Raw genomic sequence first — 16,196 nt, forward strand, 5'->3', positions numbered from 1 at the left:
ATTCCAAGGCGAAAAAATATACATTATACTATGTTGAGATGAATACTGGGCATTGCTGCCCGACAACTATATCCCGGAGGTGGACAGCCATGTCTGCATATCATGCATTAACTGAACAAGAAGCGAAAGAAATAGCATTATCACTTGAGGGCTTCTTCCCGAGCGGAGCCGTATTATCCAGCCGCGAAATCGGTGACGGCAACTTAAACTATGTTTACCACATTACTGACTCTGTCAGTGGCAAGAGCCTAATTATGAAACAAGCACTGCCTTATGCTAAAGTTGTAGGCGAGTCTTGGCCGCTTACTCTGGATCGTGCACGGATTGAGAGCGAGAAGCTCATACTTGAGAGCAAGCTTGCTCCAGGACTTGTACCTACTGTTTATAAATATGATCCTGAGCTTTATTTGACCATTATGGAGGATCTTAGCGATCATGTTATTATGCGTCATGGTCTAATCGGAGGCACGCGATATCCGAAATTCGCGGATGATATTTCAACATTCATCGCTCGCACTTTGTTTTTCACATCCGATTTGGGCATGAACCAGCAGGACAAGAAGCTGCAAGTAAAAGCGTTTATCAATCCAGAGCTGTGCAAAATAACTGAAGACCTTATTTTCGACGATCCTTATACCGATTCGCCTAACAACAGCTTTGATCCTGCTATTCGTGATGCTGCCGAAGCGCTTTGGCAGAACCAACAGCTCCATCTGGAAGTTGCTATCCTGCGCGATAAGTTTCTAACAAACGCGCAAGCGCTGCTTCATGGAGATTTGCATACAGGCAGCGTATTTGTTACGCCTGAATCTACGAAGGTTATTGATCCAGAATTCGCGTATTACGGACCAATCGGCTTCGATATCGGCGCTGTCATTTCAAACTTGCTGTTAAACTTTGCTGGTCAAGAGCATTGGATTGCAGACGCTGACAAACGTGCGGATTTCCGTTTATACTTAACAGATACGATTCGCGATGTATGGAATTTGTTTGACCAGAAGTTCCGCAAGCTGTGGAACGAACATGGACTTGATCGCCTTGCATCGTCCACTCCTGATTATCAGGAGTACTACATGAATCGCGTGCTTCAGGATGCAATCGGTTTTGCCGGCTGCAAAATCGTGCGCCGCATTGTCGGACTCTCGCATGTCATCGATGTCGATCGTATTCCTGATGCAGCGGCGAAAGAAAAGGCTCAGCGGCTTGCGCTTGCCATTGGCACATCGCTCATATTGAACAATCGTAAGGCGAAATCTATCGAAGAGGTTATCGATACTGCATTGTCACAAGTAAATTAATGAATGGATAGAGAGGATTTGACATCATGACAACAAACTATGCTGGCTTGCAATCGGTCATTTGGACTGAGGACAGGCTCGACCTGCTCGATCAACGGCTACTGCCAGAGGAAATTGTATACTTATCCTTACTGACTGCTGAGGATGTATGGGAAGCCATCCGCCATCTTAAGGTTCGCGGCGCCCCTGCAATCGGTATTTCTGCCGCATATGGAGTCGTACTCGGCAGCCGAAATGAGCAATCGACAGAAGCATGGCTTGCGGAAGTTATTAAACAGGCCGAATATTTAGCAACATCACGACCTACTGCCGTCAACTTATTCTGGGCGCTGGATCGCATGAAGGCTGCTGCTGCAGACTATGCAGCACAAGGCCTTAGTCTTGAAGCAAGTAAAGCCGCTCTACTCGCTGAAGCCATTGCCATTCAAAGCGAGGACGAGGAAACGAATAGAATGATCGGTGAACACGCGCTCTCGCTGTTCAAGGATGACATGGGTGTTCTTACCCATTGTAATGCCGGAGGCCTGGCCACAGCCAAGTACGGTACTGCGCTTGCTCCATTCTACTTGGCTCTTGAACGCGGAATCACGCTTCGCGTATTCGCTGACGAGACTCGTCCCGTTCTTCAAGGAGCACGCCTCACAGCCTTCGAATTACAGCAGGCAGGTGTTGATGTCACCTTGATCTGCGACAACATGGCAGGGATGATTATGTCCAAAGGCTGGGTGGATGCGGTTATCGTCGGTACAGACCGCGTAGCAGCGAACGGCGATGTAGCTAACAAAATCGGTACGTACAGCGTTGCTGTTCTCGCCAAAGCACATGGTATTCCATTCTATGTTGCCAGCCCGCTATCCACAATCGATTTGAATACACCTACTGGCTCTGAGATTCCTATTGAAGAACGGAATGCGGAAGAAATTACAGAAGGCTTCGGCAAACGTACTGCGCCGCAAGGCATCAAAGTGTACAATCCAGCTTTCGACATTACGCCTAATGAATATGTAACAGCCATTATTACCGAGAAAGGCATCGTCCAGGCTCCGTATGATGTCAATCTTCGCAAACTGTTCGACTAATTGACTTCAATGACAAAGAGCCCTAATCCCCTCGCGGTTATAGATCCGGCAAGGAGGAATAGGGCTCTTTAGCTTCTTGATCTACAGCATTAATTGCAGCGCATCTGAGCCTTTCATGCCGACGACGACACCAATTGACTCAGCGGTTGTTGTAACCGACTCCAAAGGAGCAGCCAGCAATTCTTCAAGCGTTCGCACGCCGACAGCCCGCCCGGCCAAAATTTCTCGGTCCCTAAGACGCTCATTAAGCAGTGATACGTCCAGCGCGCCGCACATAATATATCCTTTGTCTGTCATAATAGCCAGCAGCGTCGTCTTGGGCAGCTTCACTTCGACGCCAAGCACGGTTTCTCCATTCTCAAGCGTGAACGGAACCATCCGCATCATTTTGGATCCACCCCCTTCAAACCGCATAATAAGAGGCATTGCACTGCAAGTTCAGTATATGCGATAAATATTTTGACAGTGTTGGTTAAATGCTCATTTATGGCTGTACATTATTGTTCTCATTAGTGGTATATTAGTACTACATCAAACAGTTCGGAGGTCCTATGGAAAAACAAAGCTCATCCCCCACCCAAAATTCTTTTGTTTTTAACATTGAAGTGCTTGTAGATGCTAAAAACAATGCGGAAGCGCTGGAACAACTGCTCCACTCACTTAATCGTTCAGGTTATGCTGATTTCCGCATTTTATCTGGTATTCAGCTAGGTGATCAAATTGATCAACGAAAAATGAATGCAACTGCAATTATTGATATCCCTGTTGAGCCGAATTCGACTGAAAACGTTACCACTACGAATCAAGCTGCTGCTGTTGATAGTGACAAAAAAGAAACTAAAAAGTCTGCCAAAAAGTCAGACAAGCCTTCAACTGAAGCTTTAGACGAGCTAAGCTATTTTGACCGAATAAAAGCGATCATGAAAAACAACACATTGATTAGACTGATTGTGAATAAGGGACTTGGCATAAAGCTAAATATACCTTGCAGAATCATTAACATAGATGAGGCTGAGAATATCATTACCGTCTATCATGTTGATGAGAAACAAGTCTATACGTTTCGATTGAATGAGATCGAAGATTTTTTTTACTAAGCAGCTATTGGTGGAATGAGCTTCATTGTAACAAAAAGAAGGTGTTTCACAGGCGAGGGGCCTCTGAAACACCTTCTTCTCTTTATATTTAGCTTGCCGCAAGCATTTGTTCAATGTTCTCGCTCGATACTGGCGGGCTCCAGAAAAATCCTTGCATCTCATCACATTTGTGCTTGCGGAGAAACTCCATTTGACCCTCAGTCTCAACGCCCTCTGCAATCACTTGAATATTCAGGTTGTGAGCCATCGCGATGATTGCCGCCACGATCTCGGCATCGCTTGGATCCTGTTGAATATCGCGTACAAAAGAGCGATCGATCTTCAATCGATCAATCGGGAAGTTTTTCAAATAATGAAAAGAGCTGTAACCTGTTCCGAAATCATCTACGCTGATATTGACTCCTAGATCCGTTAAGTCTAATAGGCACCTGGATACATGGCTGACATCCATCGTCATGGACTCTGTAATTTCAAGATCAAGATACTTAGGATCAAGTCCAGTCTTCTGGAGTACTTCGGAAACTTTGCTCGCCAGATCATTCTGCACGAATTGTCTAATCGATAGATTAACGGACACTGGTATCGCAGGAAGACCAGCTTCTTGCCAAGCTTTGTTCTGACGGCAAGCCTCTTCGAGCACCCAATCGCCAATCTGAACGATCATCCCGCTCTCTTCAGCTAATGGAATGAAACTTCCTGGCGGAATCATCCCCTTCAGCGGGTGTTCCCAACGAACAAGCGCCTCAACGCCAACCATCGTTCCGGTTACCAAATCATATTGCGGCTGATAATGAAGAATAAACTCGCTGCGCTGAATCGCACGGTACATTTCATGCTGCAGTGTGAGCCGCTCCAGCGACGAGTTGCTCCAGCTGTCCGAATAAAGCAAGCAATCGTTTTTACCGCTTTCCTTCACCTTGACGAGCGCCATATCCGCCTTCTTAATCAAAGCGTAGCTATCATCATTTTCCTCGCGATTCGTGACAAGACCTATGCTTGCCGTAATATGTAAGGGGAATCCGCTGAGCTCATATGGCTCTTCAATGGCTTTCAATAACTGTCTGGACAACTCGAGCAAATGTTTCTCCGACTGAACATTGCAATACAATAAGGCAAACTCATCGCCTTCCATTCGAGCTGCGAAATCATTTTCTGTGAAGTCGCGATTTAGTCTTTCAGCAACCTGCATAAGCAGAATGTCGCCGAATTCACGTCCAAATGAGGCATTCACGAGTTTAAAACGATCCAAGTCCAAATAACAAATACCGACTACCCGCTCCTCTTCCTTTGCTCTTGCGAGTGTTTCAGTCAGCTTCATCTGGAATAAGGTTCGATTCGGCAATCCTGTCATATCATCGTAATAAGCCATATAGCGAATCCGTTCCACATTCCGCTTCCGATCGCTTAAATCTTGGCTGATGACAACCGTTCCAATCACTTCATCCTCTTGAATCATAGGCGAACATACGACTTGTAGTTCCAGTGGAAATCCAGAGCCATGCGTAACGTTGATATTGATTTGCTTCGTTTCGCCGAGGAGAGCACTCTCGAAGGTCTCATTCAGTAATTGCCTGCTGCCAGGGTCAACGATCCGGTCTATCGGTTCTCCAATGAGGTCAGAACGGTGATAGCCTAGCGTGCGGCTCGAGGCTTCATTCATTTCCATAAAATTCCCGTTTTTATCTAATACAGCAAGCGGTACCGCATCCGAGCGGAGCAGCGTCTCTACAATTGCTGTATGATAATTCTGAAAACTGAATGCTGTACTTCTCTTGATATAAACGATTATAGCCGTAACGAACAGCGATGCAGCTATCGCTGCAGCGGTCCATTTGTACATGATGTTAGAAATAAGCAGTACAGATACACTGATCCATACTAATGCAAGTGCTGTAAGCAGACAACTAATAATCACTGAACCGTTAACTGCTTGCTTAATAGGCTGCTGATTCATTTGATTAGGAAAACCATCCATCCGTTTCTTCACGCACAAACGTCCTTCCTCTACTTCGAGTCAAGTGAGTGTTTGCTTTATTATAAACGATGTGTGCCCTCTGGTATAGAAATATTTACTAAAGCTAAATATTAGGCACTTCTCATGCCTAATATTGCTTCTTCATTCCTTTTAATGTCATTTAATTCGGATATTACTTTTGTTTTTCATAGCTGCAATAATGACGCATGTCCATCCTGCAAGAATCGCTACTCCGCCAATAGGCGTCACCATGCCAAGCTTGCTAAAGCCAGTAATTGAAAGAATATAGAGACTGCCGCTGAAAATAATCATTCCTGTCAGAATGAGTCGTCCACCATTCTGCACTAGCTTTCCTGCCTCAATTTGCTTGGAGAATAACGCGATGAGCATTAGAGCAAGCGCGCTATACATGTGATATCTCACACCTGTTTCGAAGATTTTCAAGTAATGCTCAGTCAAATTCTCTTCAAGTCCATGCGCACCGAAAGCTCCGAGAGCAACAGCTATTGCGGCATTTATTGCACCTATCGTAAAATATTTTGGAAACATGTAGTTTTCAATCCTTTCAAGTTTGTGTATAATTTTACCGTAATTAGTAAAGGAGACGATATATATGGATAATGAATCGAATAACATCCCAAACCAGCCCACGCCTAATGATCCATTCGAATCAAAGCCGATTTTCTCGAATGAGCCAATCATTGACTCAGGTCCGAAGAAACAATCTGGTCTCGGTATTGCTTCCTTCATCATCGGCCTAGCAGCTGTTGTGCTTCTCATCATTGCCTTTGCCACCGGCAGCAGCTTCACCAGCCAACTGGCAGATTCCAACTTGATCATTACAGACCCCGAAGACACCGCAGCCGTACAGGCAGCTTTCGAAGAGCTTGGAGAAACGGTATTTGCTTCATTGGTCGTTGCTATCGTCTGTATATTCGGGGCAGGCTTTATCTCTTTTGTAGGTCTAATACTTGCTATCATTGCAGCTTGCTCCAGCAAACGCCGCAGACTATTCGGCGTCATTGGCATTGTACTTAATGTTGTTGTTATCATCGGCGGCATCAGCCTTTTAATAGGCGGCGTAGGCGCAATTGCAGCTAACTTAGCTTAATAGCTCCGCTTTCTGATAAAGTCTGCTTCAGCCTCGCAGGAGCGCTTGAAGCAGACTTTTTTATTCCCTTTATTTCACAACCATTCGGGTGCGGCTAAAGCCTTCTTTCGTCTTATTGACCTCCAGGCATGCCGGGAACGCATCCTTCAGCTCCTGCACATGCGAGATCACACCAATCATCCTTCCTGCCTCCTGCAAGTCAACGAGCGTTGCAATGGCCTTCTGCAGTGATTCTTCGTCAAGCGACCCGAAGCCCTCATCGATAAACATCATCTCGATCATTATACCGCCCATATGGGATTGAATAACGTCCGTCATGCCAAGCGCCAAGCACAGGGAAGCATTGAACTTCTCACCGCCAGATAATGTCTTAACGTCACGATTCTGCCCTGTATAGGCATCGTACACATCCAGACCGAGCCCGCTTTGCTTGCCTCTTGTTTCCAGCCGTTCACTTCTCTGTAGAGAAAATTGGCCGTTTGACAAATCGTATAGCCGCGCATTTGCTGCTTGAAGAATTTGTTCCAAAAACTCGATGAGGATGTAGCGCTCGAACGAAATTTTTAATGCATTATCGCCCTTCAGCATATGGAATACGTCCATGACTTCCTCAAGCTTTCCTTCCAGCTCCTTCACTCGGTCAGTTGCCCGGCTTATCGAGACTGACAGCCGCTCTGTTGTTTGAGCTGACTGCCATGCGCTCTGAGCATCAGCCAGCAATTGCTCCAACTGCCGCTTGAACATGGACAGCGACTCCTCCAGCAGCAATAGATCTGTACGCGGTTTGCCAGCAAGCTCCCCTTGAAGCTCAACAAGCTGCTGCATGCTAGACGAAACCAGCGTTCGATATGCAGCAATATCCACCTTCAGCTGTTCTCTTGCTGGGACAGGCAATACTGCCTCACTATAGTGCGCTGCTGTTGCAAAGCCCGCACTCGTCAATTCCTCGAGCAGCCTCTGCTCTGCTTTCTGCTTGCCAGCCTGCGCTTCCAGCGCCTGCTTCTCTGCTTGTGAAGCATATGCGTTATGTTCTGCCAGCTTCGCCGTTGCCAACTGAAGCTGCTCCTGTACGCCAGCCCAGGCTCTCTGGAGAGCCTCCGACACGGTTTGCTGCTCAGCCAGCTTAACGCTCAAACGCTCAGGCGTGCGCAGCGATTCTGGCACTCTTGTGAGCTCCTGCTGCAGAACGGATTGCTGTGAGGTTTTCTCGATTGCCAGCTTCTGCCTCTCACGCTGAAGCTCATCCTTTACCAACATTTGTTTATCTAGCAGTTGTTCCTGACGCTCATATTGCTGTTTAAGCTCCGGCAGCTGCTTGGCTTTCAGCAGCAGCTTATCCGTTGCCTCTTTCAATACTCGCCATTGCTTGACCAGCTCTGCGCGCTGCTCCTCAAGCATCACAGCCTGCAAGCCAATTTCGGCAAGCTCGCGCGCACCTTCTTCCCTTGTCGCACGAGCCGCTGACGATTGCGCGCGCGCCTCTAGCCATTCCCGCTCCACCACAGCTAATTGCGCCTTAACCTCTTGCAGCTGCTGCCTGCTTGGAACCTCAGCCCCTATTTCCGCTTTAGATGGATGTTCCTCACTTCCGCATACCGGGCAGGGCTTGCCATCATGCAGATGTGCGGATAGAAGCGCAGCCTGGCCTTCTATCCAAGCTGCTTCTAGACGATCATGCTCCTGCTTCGCTTTGTTGAAGCTCTCTGCGAACTGCTTCTCGAGCTGAGCGATTCTTGCCATTTCTTTTTCTACATCCACCAAGCGCTTAAGCTGCTTTCCTTGCTGCTCCACCAAGCGAAGCTCGTCCTGCTTCTGAGCAAGTTCAGCTGTCTCAAACTCCATCGTTTTTATAAGGGTTTGAGAAGATTGACGCGTCTCTCGAAGCTGAGCCAGCTCACCTTCCAATTGCGCAAGCTTAGCTTCACATGCCTTCTCCGCTTGCTCGAGCCGTTCAATCGCTTGCTGCTGACCTGCCAGTGTCTGGACGACAGGAACGAGTTCGAGCAATCGATTAAGCTCGCGCTCAGCCTCCCGACGCTCATCTCCCTTCCGCTCCTCCTCAGCGTACCGCTCATCAGAAATCGCCTGCTCACTTACAGCGCTTGCCCGCTCAGCCAGCCGGATAGCCAGTTCGCTTGCTCGGGAGGACTCGTCTAGGGCAGCCTGTTCTGCCTGCTCCTTGTAAGGCGTTATGTGAGCAGCATTCTCTGCAAGCGCTAGCTGTACCTCTTTACGCTCATAGCTGCTGCTCTGCAACTTTAGCTGCTCAAGCTGGCTTTGCTTCCGTTCAAGCTCCTCATGCTTGCTGTTAATCGAGACAGCTGAACGCAGCTTCGTTTCTTCAGCATCAATTCGCTCCGCAAGAGAGGTTTTCTGCGATTCTGCTTCACCTGCAAGTCTGGTATAGTACGCGAGCTCCTGCTCCAGTCCTTCCATCACCTGCCCCGAGCTGTATACCTCCTGCTTGAGTGTAATGGCAAGCTGGCCTTCTTCCCGCACAGGGAGAGACTCCTGAACCTGCTTCAAATAAGCTAGCTCCGAAGCCTTCGCTTCCTTTAACTGGTCTTGAAGCGCACGATGCTTCTGCTGGAAACGACTCTCCAGTCGTTCGTACAGCTCCGTCCGGAAGATTCGCCGCAAAATTTCTTCCTTGTTATCTGTATCAGAGGTTAGCAGCTTGCGAAATTCACCCTGCGGCAGCATAACGATCTGGCTGAACTGCTCCTTAGTCAAGCCGATAATTTGCTCCAGCCGAGCATTCACATCAGAGACGATAAACCGATCAACAGCAGGAACGGCCTCTCCGTTAGTCATTTCATACAATTCTGCTTTGCCGCCAGTTTCACTCTTATTGTTTCCCTTGCGATGAGGCATTTGCCTGATCACCATATAGCTTCTGCTTCCTAATGCAAATTCGAATTGAACGGAAGTATGTGTTTCCTCAGCGGCAAAATGACTGCGAAGCATACGCGAATCCGCACGATCCTCTCCGCTTGCCGTTCCATAAATCGCAAAACATATCGCATCAAAAATCGACGTTTTGCCCGCCCCCGTATTGCCGGATATAACAAACAAGCGCCGATGCTCCAATTGGGAGAAGTCGATCGTCTCCGTGTCTCGATAAGAGCCAAAGGCGGTCATTGACAGTTTAATCGGTCTCATTAGGCCCCTCCTTCCTCGCGCAGCAGCTCTGCATAGGTATCTGCGAACAACTTCTTCTTCCCTTCAGCAAGCGGCTGCCCCTTAACCTCCTGATAGAAGGCAGCAAACAAATCAATCGGGTCTGCTTCACGTCTTCTCACCGCAGCACTTGAATCATTGCTTTTCATTGAAGCAGCCAAGTTGCTCGACATGATCGTACGGCGCTCGACATGCAGTGCATTCGGATATACTGCACGCACCTTCTCCATCGGAAACAGCACGGGGTTATCGTTAAGAAGTGTAACGAATACATAGTCATCGTTCACAGGATGCTTTTCGATTTCTTCAATAGAAGCAGCAATTCGCCGCATATTGCGGAGCGGCTTCAGTTCACGCTTCTCAATCTTTGAGACGCCGCCTGCGTCCAGCTCAATAACGAAGTATCCCTTCGCATGATGCTCTTCCGAGATCGAATATTTGAGCGGCGAGCCCGCATATCTTATCGTATCGTTTTTGACGAAATGAGCCTGATGCAAGTGACCGAGCGCCGTATAGTGAAAAGGTTCGAAATAAGCCGCACTCACATGCTCCGCCCCGCCAATTGACAATGGGCGCTCCGAATCACTCGTATTCTGCTCGGGCTCACCTGTCGCCGTAACGAAAGCGTGTCCGATAAACACATGACGAGCCCCCACTGCCATGCTTGCGATAATCCCTTCCGTTATTGAACGCATAGCATCGTCATGCGTCTTAATCGATTCATCCTTACGCGCATAGCGAACCTGTGCGGGATCTGCATAAGGAACCAAGTGAAAATGAACCTCGCCATGTTCATCTCGAAGGACGATTGGCTCAATGACCTCTCGCAGCTGACCGGCCAAATACAAGCCGCGCTTCTCCATCATTTTCGTACCAAAGTTGATACGGTCAGGACTGTCATGATTGCCAGATATAGCCAAAACAGGTATCTCCATATCTACTACAATTCGGCTTAGCAGCTCATCCAGAAGCTCGACAGCTTCCGTCGGCGGAACCGCTCTGTCATAGAGATCTCCCGCAATAATAACCGCATCTGGACGCTCCTGCTCGATCGCTCGCAGCAGTTGCTCCAGAACATAACGCTGATCCGCTGTCATATAAACGCCTTGTACGAGCTTGCCTAAATGCCAGTCCGCTGTATGAAATAATTTCATTCGTTCCAAACATCCTTTCCTCGCACAACGAATTGCATTCAAATTATGCATACTTGTCTACCTTTTATATTACCATTTGCCTGCATCTATCGCATAGCCTAGTGGAATGGATACGATCATGCTTGCGTATTGCAGCAAACCGCGATAAAGTTAACCAAGCTTCATGCTTTGCCTTCATCATTCTTGCTAATCGGAGGTTCACCACATTGTCACGCACATCTGCTCTCATTTCAAAAAACTATGTTTTATTGCTTCTCGTCGTATTCGGTGGTTTTCTTATCTTCGGTTTCTCTGAAAATATTAAAGGTCCTGCCCTGCCACGAATGCAGAGCGATTTAAAGCTTGATGAGCTTCAAATTGGTATCCTGCTTGCATTTAATTCACTAGGCTACCTGCTTGCTTGCAGCTTTACCAGCTGGCTATCCAATCGGACAGGAATGAAGCTTACGCTCTCCCTCGCATTTGGATCTATGGCTATATCCGGAATATGTATATATTTTGCTGCTAATTATACGACTTTGTCCGCTGCCTACTTCCTTATGTACGTTGGAAACGGCATGCTGGAAATTGCGCTTGCGATTCTCGCAGCCAAAATCTTCGTCAAAAATACGGGCACAATGATGAATCTGGCTCATTTCTTCTATGGACTCAGCTCAACCTTTGCTCCAATTATTGCCGCATGGCTGATGGGCGTTGATGTATTCGGCTCGCAGCTTGGCTGGCGCGGCATGTATATGCTTATGCTTGCCTTATCTATTCTGCCAATGCTGCCTAATCTGCTAGCCCGTTACAAGAGCAAGGAGGAACAGCAGCATGAGCCCGTTTCGCTCAAGGAATTTGCCCGAGACAAAGTCGCATGGATGATCGTTGCAGTGCTGTCATTCGGCGTAGTATCGGAGCTTGCCGTCGGCGGCTGGCTTGTCAACTTTCTAGAGAAAGCATACGGCTGGAGCAATGATTCCTCTTCCAAAATGTTATCTGCCTTTTTCTTCTGCTTTATGATGGCTCGGCTGGTGCTTGGTCCCATTACCGATAAAATTGGTTATACCATGTCGCTCATTATCATGTCAGCTTTCTCCGGAATATGCTCCGTAGCTGCGATTGTGATCGGCGAGCCCGGCGCTTTCCTATTCGCCTTGGCCGGAGTCGGCATAGCGCCTATCTACCCAACAGTCATGGCCTTGCTGGCGAAGCGTTACCCGAGAAACGCAGATACGGCAATCACATTCACGGTTACTTTAATGGGTATTGCGAGCGTAATCGGGAATTTCGCCATTGGAGGTATAATCGAGTGGACCAAGCGGCTGTTTGCAGCAGGCAGCGGCAGCACCCATGAGAGCCTCGTAGCAGGCTTGCAGGGCGGCTATCTATTCATTGGCGCATGCGCCTTGCTTTGCTCCGTTACCTCCCTCGTTCTATATCGCATGTTAAGACGCGCGAAACAAGTCTGGTAACACCTTGCAGCCAAGCCCCGCAGTCATGCTTATACAGCATGACTCGGGGCTTGTTTTTTTTTCGCACACCCGCTAGCATCGTTGGAATACTCATGCTAGAGTCGTGCCAACGTGTCGCTAGATTACAAGCATTGGACTAATTTTCGTTCACATAACCTCTGCACTCTTGAATATATTGAGTAACAGACAAGAAATTAGTGAAGATCAGCTTAGGTGTCTTGCATACCCTAGCTTTAACTTACTTGGAATGAGGTGAGCGTAATGGAGTCAGAGCCGCTGTTCGTTGTATCAAGGGAAGATTGGTCGCTCCACCGCAAAGGCTATGAGGATCAAGCGCGGCATCAGGAGAAGGTGCATGAAGCAATTAAGCAAAACCTGCCCGATCTGGTTTCTGATGAAAGCATTGTTTTGTCAGATGGAAGGCGTACGATTAAGGTTCCTATTAAAAGTCTCGACGAATCCCACTTTATATACAATTACAACAAGAAGCAGCATGTCGGACAAGGCGATGGTGATTCGCAGGTAGGCGACGTATTAGGCGTTGACCCGCAGGCGGCCAAAGGGCCGGGCAAAGGACAGGATGCCGGCGACCAGCCAGGCGATGATGTCGTAGACACCGAAATCAGCATTGATCAGCTCGAGGATATGCTGTTCGAGGAGCTGGAGCTCCCGAATCTAGAGCAGAAACAGAAGGATCAGCTTCAATCGACCGAAATTGTTTTTCACGACATTCGGAAGAAAGGCATTATGTCCAATATCGATAAGAAGCGAACGTTAATTGAAAACCTGCGGCGCAATGCCAATGCTGGAAAGTCTGGCATCGGCGGTATTTCGCCAGATGATCTGCGCTACAAAACGTGGAATGAAATCGTAAAGCCACAATCGAATGCAGTCATTCTCGCGCTTATGGATACGTCGGGAAGCATGGGCTCGTTCGAGAAATATTGCGCACGCAGCTTCTTCTTCTGGATGACGCGATTTCTGCGGCGCAAATACGAGCATGTCGAGATCGTTTTTATCGCACATCATACAGAAGCCAAAGAGGTTACGGAAGAAGAATTTTTCAACCGTGGTGAGAGCGGCGGAACGATATGCTCCTCTGCGTATCAGAAAGCTATTGATGTCATCGATAGTCGTTATCCAACCGCCAATTGGAACATCTACCCGTTCCATTTCTCAGACGGCGACAATCTGACCTCTGATAACGAGCGATGTGTCAAGCTCATCGGACAGCTGATGGAGCGCAGCAACATGTTCGGATATGGTGAGGTTAACCAGTATAATCGCAGCAGTACGCTTATGTCGGCATACAAGCATATCAGCCATAAAAAATTCATGTACTCGGTTATTAAGGAAAAAGGTGAAGTGTATAAGGCGCTCAAAACCTTCTTTTCCAAGCAAGTAGCCGGCACCTAAAAAAGAAAATCCCGCCTTGCGGCAGCAGCCGCTGGGCGGGATTTTCACACTTCATACGAGGTCTTTATCTGGATCAATACCTTTCGTTTCTTTGCCAAGAAACAAAACAGCCATAGCCCCGATAATAATCGTAACGAAAAAAATGATAAATATCGACGTGATGTCCGTTTTGCCCGCAACGAGCATACCTACCAAATAGGGGCCGATGATACCCCCAATTCGCCCGAAGGAAGCCGCGAAGCCCGTCCCTGTTCCGCGAACTGCGGTCGGATAAAGCTCAGGCGTATAAGCATACATGCCTCCCCATGCCCCCAAATTGAAGAAGGACAAACAGATACCGGAGGCAATCAATGCCCCTTCCGTCTCGGCATTCCCGAACCATAGCGCACTGCAGGCAGTCAGCAGAAGAAACGTGACAAGCACGAACTTGCGTCCGAATTTCTCAATGAAATACGCAGCCGTGAAATAGCCCGGCAGCTGGGCAATCGACATAATGAGCACATATTGGAAGCTCTTGACCAGATCAAATCCTTTTAACACCATGACAGAAGGCAGCCACAGAAACATCCCATAGTAAGAGAAGACGACTGTGAACCACAAGATCCAAAGCATAATCGTAGCTCTCCGGTTTCTCATGGACCAGATTGATCCCACTCGCTCCTTAAGGGAAAGCCTCATGCCCTGCTGAGCTTTATAGCTTGGTGAATCCTGAATCGTCCTTCTCAAGTAAAGCGCATAAAAAACAGGCAATGCGCCAATCACGAAGGCCAGCCGCCAGCCGTAATGCGGTATAACAAAAAAAGAGATCAGTGCTGCCAAGATCCAGCCGCCTGCCCAGAAGCTCTCCAGCAGCACGACAGCACGGCCTCTCTCAGCAGCAGGCATAGACTCCGACACAAGCGTCGAAGCAACAGGCAGCTCTCCGCCAAGCCCGAAGCCTGCAACGAACCGCAGCACGCAGAGCATCGCATACCCCACCGCCAAAGCGGACAACCCGCTTGCAACGGAGAAAATAATTAGCGTCCACATTAAGATCGCTCGTCTGCCATATCGGTCCGCCAGCAAGCCGGCAACAGCCGCTCCAACTGCCATCCCAATTGAGTTGATTGCCATCAGCAAGCCTACCTGCTGAGCACCTAGCTGCCATTCCACAGCAAGCGCCGTTACGATGAACGAGATCATGCCGACCTCCATCGCATCGAACAGCCAGCTAAAGCCTGCGCTTACTAACAATTTTCGCTGCTTTGGCTCACGCAGCAGCGTCATATTTCCCATAAAATTAACTCCTTGCTTTTCTCATCATTTTCATCATTCATTATATCTCACATTGCCGCAGTAATGAATATTCATACCACTCTCTTTATTATGAAACTACAAATAGGCCTTAACCCTCTTGAGGGCTAAAGCCTATTCCATTACTTTCTAATCCAGCTCGGAAGACATGAGCTGATCTAAGCTTTTGAACACATAGCCTTGACGACTTGCTTCATCTACAATTCTGGCTAAAGCTTCCGTATTGTCCTTCGATACCGAGTGCAGCAATATAATAGCGCCGGGATGAAGCTGCTTAACAACCTCGCTGAATGCATATTGCGAACCCCTCTGCGCGTTCACATCCCAATCCTTATAGGCTACAGACCAGAATACGTTCGTGTATCCCAGCTGCTTGCTCGCGGCAAGCACTCGCTCACTGAATATACCTCTTGGCGGGCGTAGATATTTCATCTCCTGCTGTCCGGTAAGCAGCGCAACTTGTTCCTTTACTTTATCAAGCTCCGTCTTCATCATGCTCTCTGATAACTGTGACATATCCGGGTGGCTCCAAGAGTGATTGCCTACAATATGCCCTTCCGCTGCCATTCGCTTGATGAGCTCAGGTTGATCCTTCACATAATGACCGGTTACAAAAAAAGCGGCAGGAACCTTCTTCTCCTTCAGTACATCTAGAATACGTGGAGTGAAGCCGTTCTCGTACCCATTGTCAAAGGTGAGGTACAACTCCTTCTGGCTTGTATTGCCTAGGAATAAGGCACCATGCTTCGTAACGATGGATTTGAAACCTTCCTCATCAATCGAGGGCAACCGCCCCTCTACACTCTTTTTGAACCCGAAATGATACACGCCAGGCTGTCCATACGCAGTAATGGGAAACAGCGCGCATATAATGAAGACAAACCATGTCATAACACGTATTCTTAAACGCAACAGCATTAACCTCCTTTTCCCTTGGAAAATACAGTGTCTACCGGTATACTGCGCTTATGTTTCCCTATATATGCACAAAAAAACCGTTATTCTGCAAGTCGGTTAGACTCACTCGAATAACGGCTTATATGTCGATCATTAGTTTAATTAATGGTCGGGACGACACGATTTGAACATGCGACCCCCTGGTCCCAAACCAGGTGCTCTACCAAGCTGAGCTACGTCCC

13 protein-coding genes are annotated in these 16,196 nt (G+C 47.9%); 6 read left to right on the forward strand and 7 right to left on the reverse strand.

What is annotated here, in order from left to right; all coding sequences use genetic code 11:
- Positions 1-89 precede the first annotated feature (89 nt).
- The gene (gene mtnK / locus FGT79_RS24410) at positions 90-1,298 is read left to right on the forward strand and encodes an S-methyl-5-thioribose kinase (RefSeq protein WP_138755459.1); all 1,209 of its coding nucleotides are present in this window, start codon (positions 90-92) and stop codon (positions 1,296-1,298) included.
- Positions 1,299-1,324: 26 nt separating this feature from the next.
- Positions 1,325-2,377, forward strand: coding sequence for an S-methyl-5-thioribose-1-phosphate isomerase (gene mtnA, locus FGT79_RS24415; protein WP_138755460.1), 1,053 nt, complete (start codon positions 1,325-1,327; stop codon positions 2,375-2,377).
- Positions 2,378-2,458: 81 nt separating this feature from the next.
- On the opposite strand, the gene FGT79_RS24420 is transcribed toward mtnA, so the two are convergent.
- Positions 2,459-2,764 (reverse strand): YunC family protein, encoded by a 306-nt coding sequence (locus tag FGT79_RS24420; RefSeq protein WP_138755461.1) that lies wholly within the window; start codon positions 2,762-2,764, stop codon positions 2,459-2,461.
- Positions 2,765-2,928: 164 nt separating this feature from the next.
- On the opposite strand from FGT79_RS24420, the gene FGT79_RS24425 reads away from it, so the two are divergent.
- Positions 2,929-3,474 (forward strand): hypothetical protein, encoded by a 546-nt coding sequence (locus tag FGT79_RS24425; RefSeq protein ID WP_138755462.1) that lies wholly within the window; start codon positions 2,929-2,931, stop codon positions 3,472-3,474.
- Positions 3,475-3,562: 88 nt separating this feature from the next.
- Here FGT79_RS24425 and FGT79_RS24430 read toward each other — a convergent pair whose 3' ends face one another.
- Positions 3,563-5,461: a putative bifunctional diguanylate cyclase/phosphodiesterase gene (locus FGT79_RS24430; protein WP_246096602.1), complete on the reverse strand. Its 1,899-nt coding sequence runs from the start codon at positions 5,459-5,461 to the stop codon at positions 3,563-3,565.
- Positions 5,462-5,605: 144 nt separating this feature from the next.
- Positions 5,606-5,998, reverse strand: a complete 393-nt coding sequence (locus FGT79_RS24435) for a DUF423 domain-containing protein (protein WP_138755463.1) — start codon at positions 5,996-5,998, stop codon at positions 5,606-5,608.
- Between the two features lie 64 nt (positions 5,999-6,062).
- On the opposite strand from FGT79_RS24435, the gene FGT79_RS24440 reads away from it, so the two are divergent.
- Positions 6,063-6,560, forward strand: coding sequence for a hypothetical protein (locus tag FGT79_RS24440; RefSeq protein WP_138755464.1), 498 nt, complete (start codon positions 6,063-6,065; stop codon positions 6,558-6,560).
- Between the two features lie 69 nt (positions 6,561-6,629).
- Here the strand turns inward: FGT79_RS24440 and FGT79_RS24445 are convergent, their stop codons facing one another.
- Positions 6,630-9,722: an AAA family ATPase gene (locus FGT79_RS24445; RefSeq protein WP_138755465.1), complete on the reverse strand. Its 3,093-nt coding sequence runs from the start codon at positions 9,720-9,722 to the stop codon at positions 6,630-6,632.
- Complete coding sequence (locus tag FGT79_RS24450) at positions 9,722-10,894, reverse strand: exonuclease SbcCD subunit D (RefSeq protein WP_138755466.1); 1,173 nt, start codon at positions 10,892-10,894, stop codon at positions 9,722-9,724. The genes FGT79_RS24445 and FGT79_RS24450 overlap by 1 nt, the downstream gene beginning before the upstream one ends.
- Positions 10,895-11,100: 206 nt before the next feature.
- Between FGT79_RS24450 and FGT79_RS24455 the strand changes: the two genes are divergently transcribed.
- Positions 11,101-12,348 (forward strand): MFS transporter, encoded by a 1,248-nt coding sequence (locus FGT79_RS24455; RefSeq protein WP_138755467.1) that lies wholly within the window; start codon positions 11,101-11,103, stop codon positions 12,346-12,348.
- Between the two features lie 261 nt (positions 12,349-12,609).
- Positions 12,610-13,764, forward strand: a complete 1,155-nt coding sequence (gene yhbH / locus FGT79_RS24460; protein ID WP_138755468.1) for a sporulation protein YhbH — start codon at positions 12,610-12,612, stop codon at positions 13,762-13,764.
- A 51-nt stretch (positions 13,765-13,815) separates the two neighbouring features.
- Here yhbH and FGT79_RS24465 read toward each other — a convergent pair whose 3' ends face one another.
- Together FGT79_RS24465 and pdaA are read right to left on the reverse strand one after the other, a co-directional pair.
- A complete protein-coding gene (locus FGT79_RS24465) occupies positions 13,816-15,039 on the reverse strand; it encodes an MFS transporter (RefSeq protein ID WP_138755469.1) in 1,224 nt (407 codons plus the stop codon).
- Between the two features lie 147 nt (positions 15,040-15,186).
- Positions 15,187-15,948, reverse strand: coding sequence for a delta-lactam-biosynthetic de-N-acetylase (pdaA, locus tag FGT79_RS24470; RefSeq protein ID WP_425465046.1), 762 nt, complete (start codon positions 15,946-15,948; stop codon positions 15,187-15,189).
- Positions 15,949-16,196: the final 248 nt, after the last annotated feature.

The organism is Paenibacillus sinopodophylli (assembly GCF_005930355.1).
In the GTDB taxonomy this organism is placed as follows: Bacteria; Bacillota; Bacilli; order Paenibacillales; family Paenibacillaceae; genus Pristimantibacillus; species Pristimantibacillus sinopodophylli.

Coding starts and splice junctions, on each gene's coding strand:
- yhbH (WP_138755468.1), top strand. CDS start 12,610: ATGGAGTCAGAGCCGCTGTTCGTTGTATCAAGGGAAGATTGGTCGCTC.
- FGT79_RS24450 (WP_138755466.1), bottom strand. CDS start 10,894: ATGAAATTATTTCATACAGCGGACTGGCATTTAGGCAAGCTCGTACAA.
- FGT79_RS24420 (WP_138755461.1), bottom strand. CDS start 2,764: ATGATGCGGATGGTTCCGTTCACGCTTGAGAATGGAGAAACCGTGCTT.
- mtnA (WP_138755460.1), top strand. CDS start 1,325: ATGACAACAAACTATGCTGGCTTGCAATCGGTCATTTGGACTGAGGAC.
- FGT79_RS24445 (WP_138755465.1), bottom strand. CDS start 9,722: ATGAGACCGATTAAACTGTCAATGACCGCCTTTGGCTCTTATCGAGAC.
- FGT79_RS24435 (WP_138755463.1), bottom strand. CDS start 5,998: ATGTTTCCAAAATATTTTACGATAGGTGCAATAAATGCCGCAATAGCT.
- FGT79_RS24425 (WP_138755462.1), top strand. CDS start 2,929: ATGGAAAAACAAAGCTCATCCCCCACCCAAAATTCTTTTGTTTTTAAC.
- FGT79_RS24440 (WP_138755464.1), top strand. CDS start 6,063: ATGGATAATGAATCGAATAACATCCCAAACCAGCCCACGCCTAATGAT.
- mtnK (WP_138755459.1), top strand. CDS start 90: ATGTCTGCATATCATGCATTAACTGAACAAGAAGCGAAAGAAATAGCA.
- FGT79_RS24465 (WP_138755469.1), bottom strand. CDS start 15,039: ATGGGAAATATGACGCTGCTGCGTGAGCCAAAGCAGCGAAAATTGTTA.
- pdaA (WP_425465046.1), bottom strand. CDS start 15,948: ATGACATGGTTTGTCTTCATTATATGCGCGCTGTTTCCCATTACTGCG.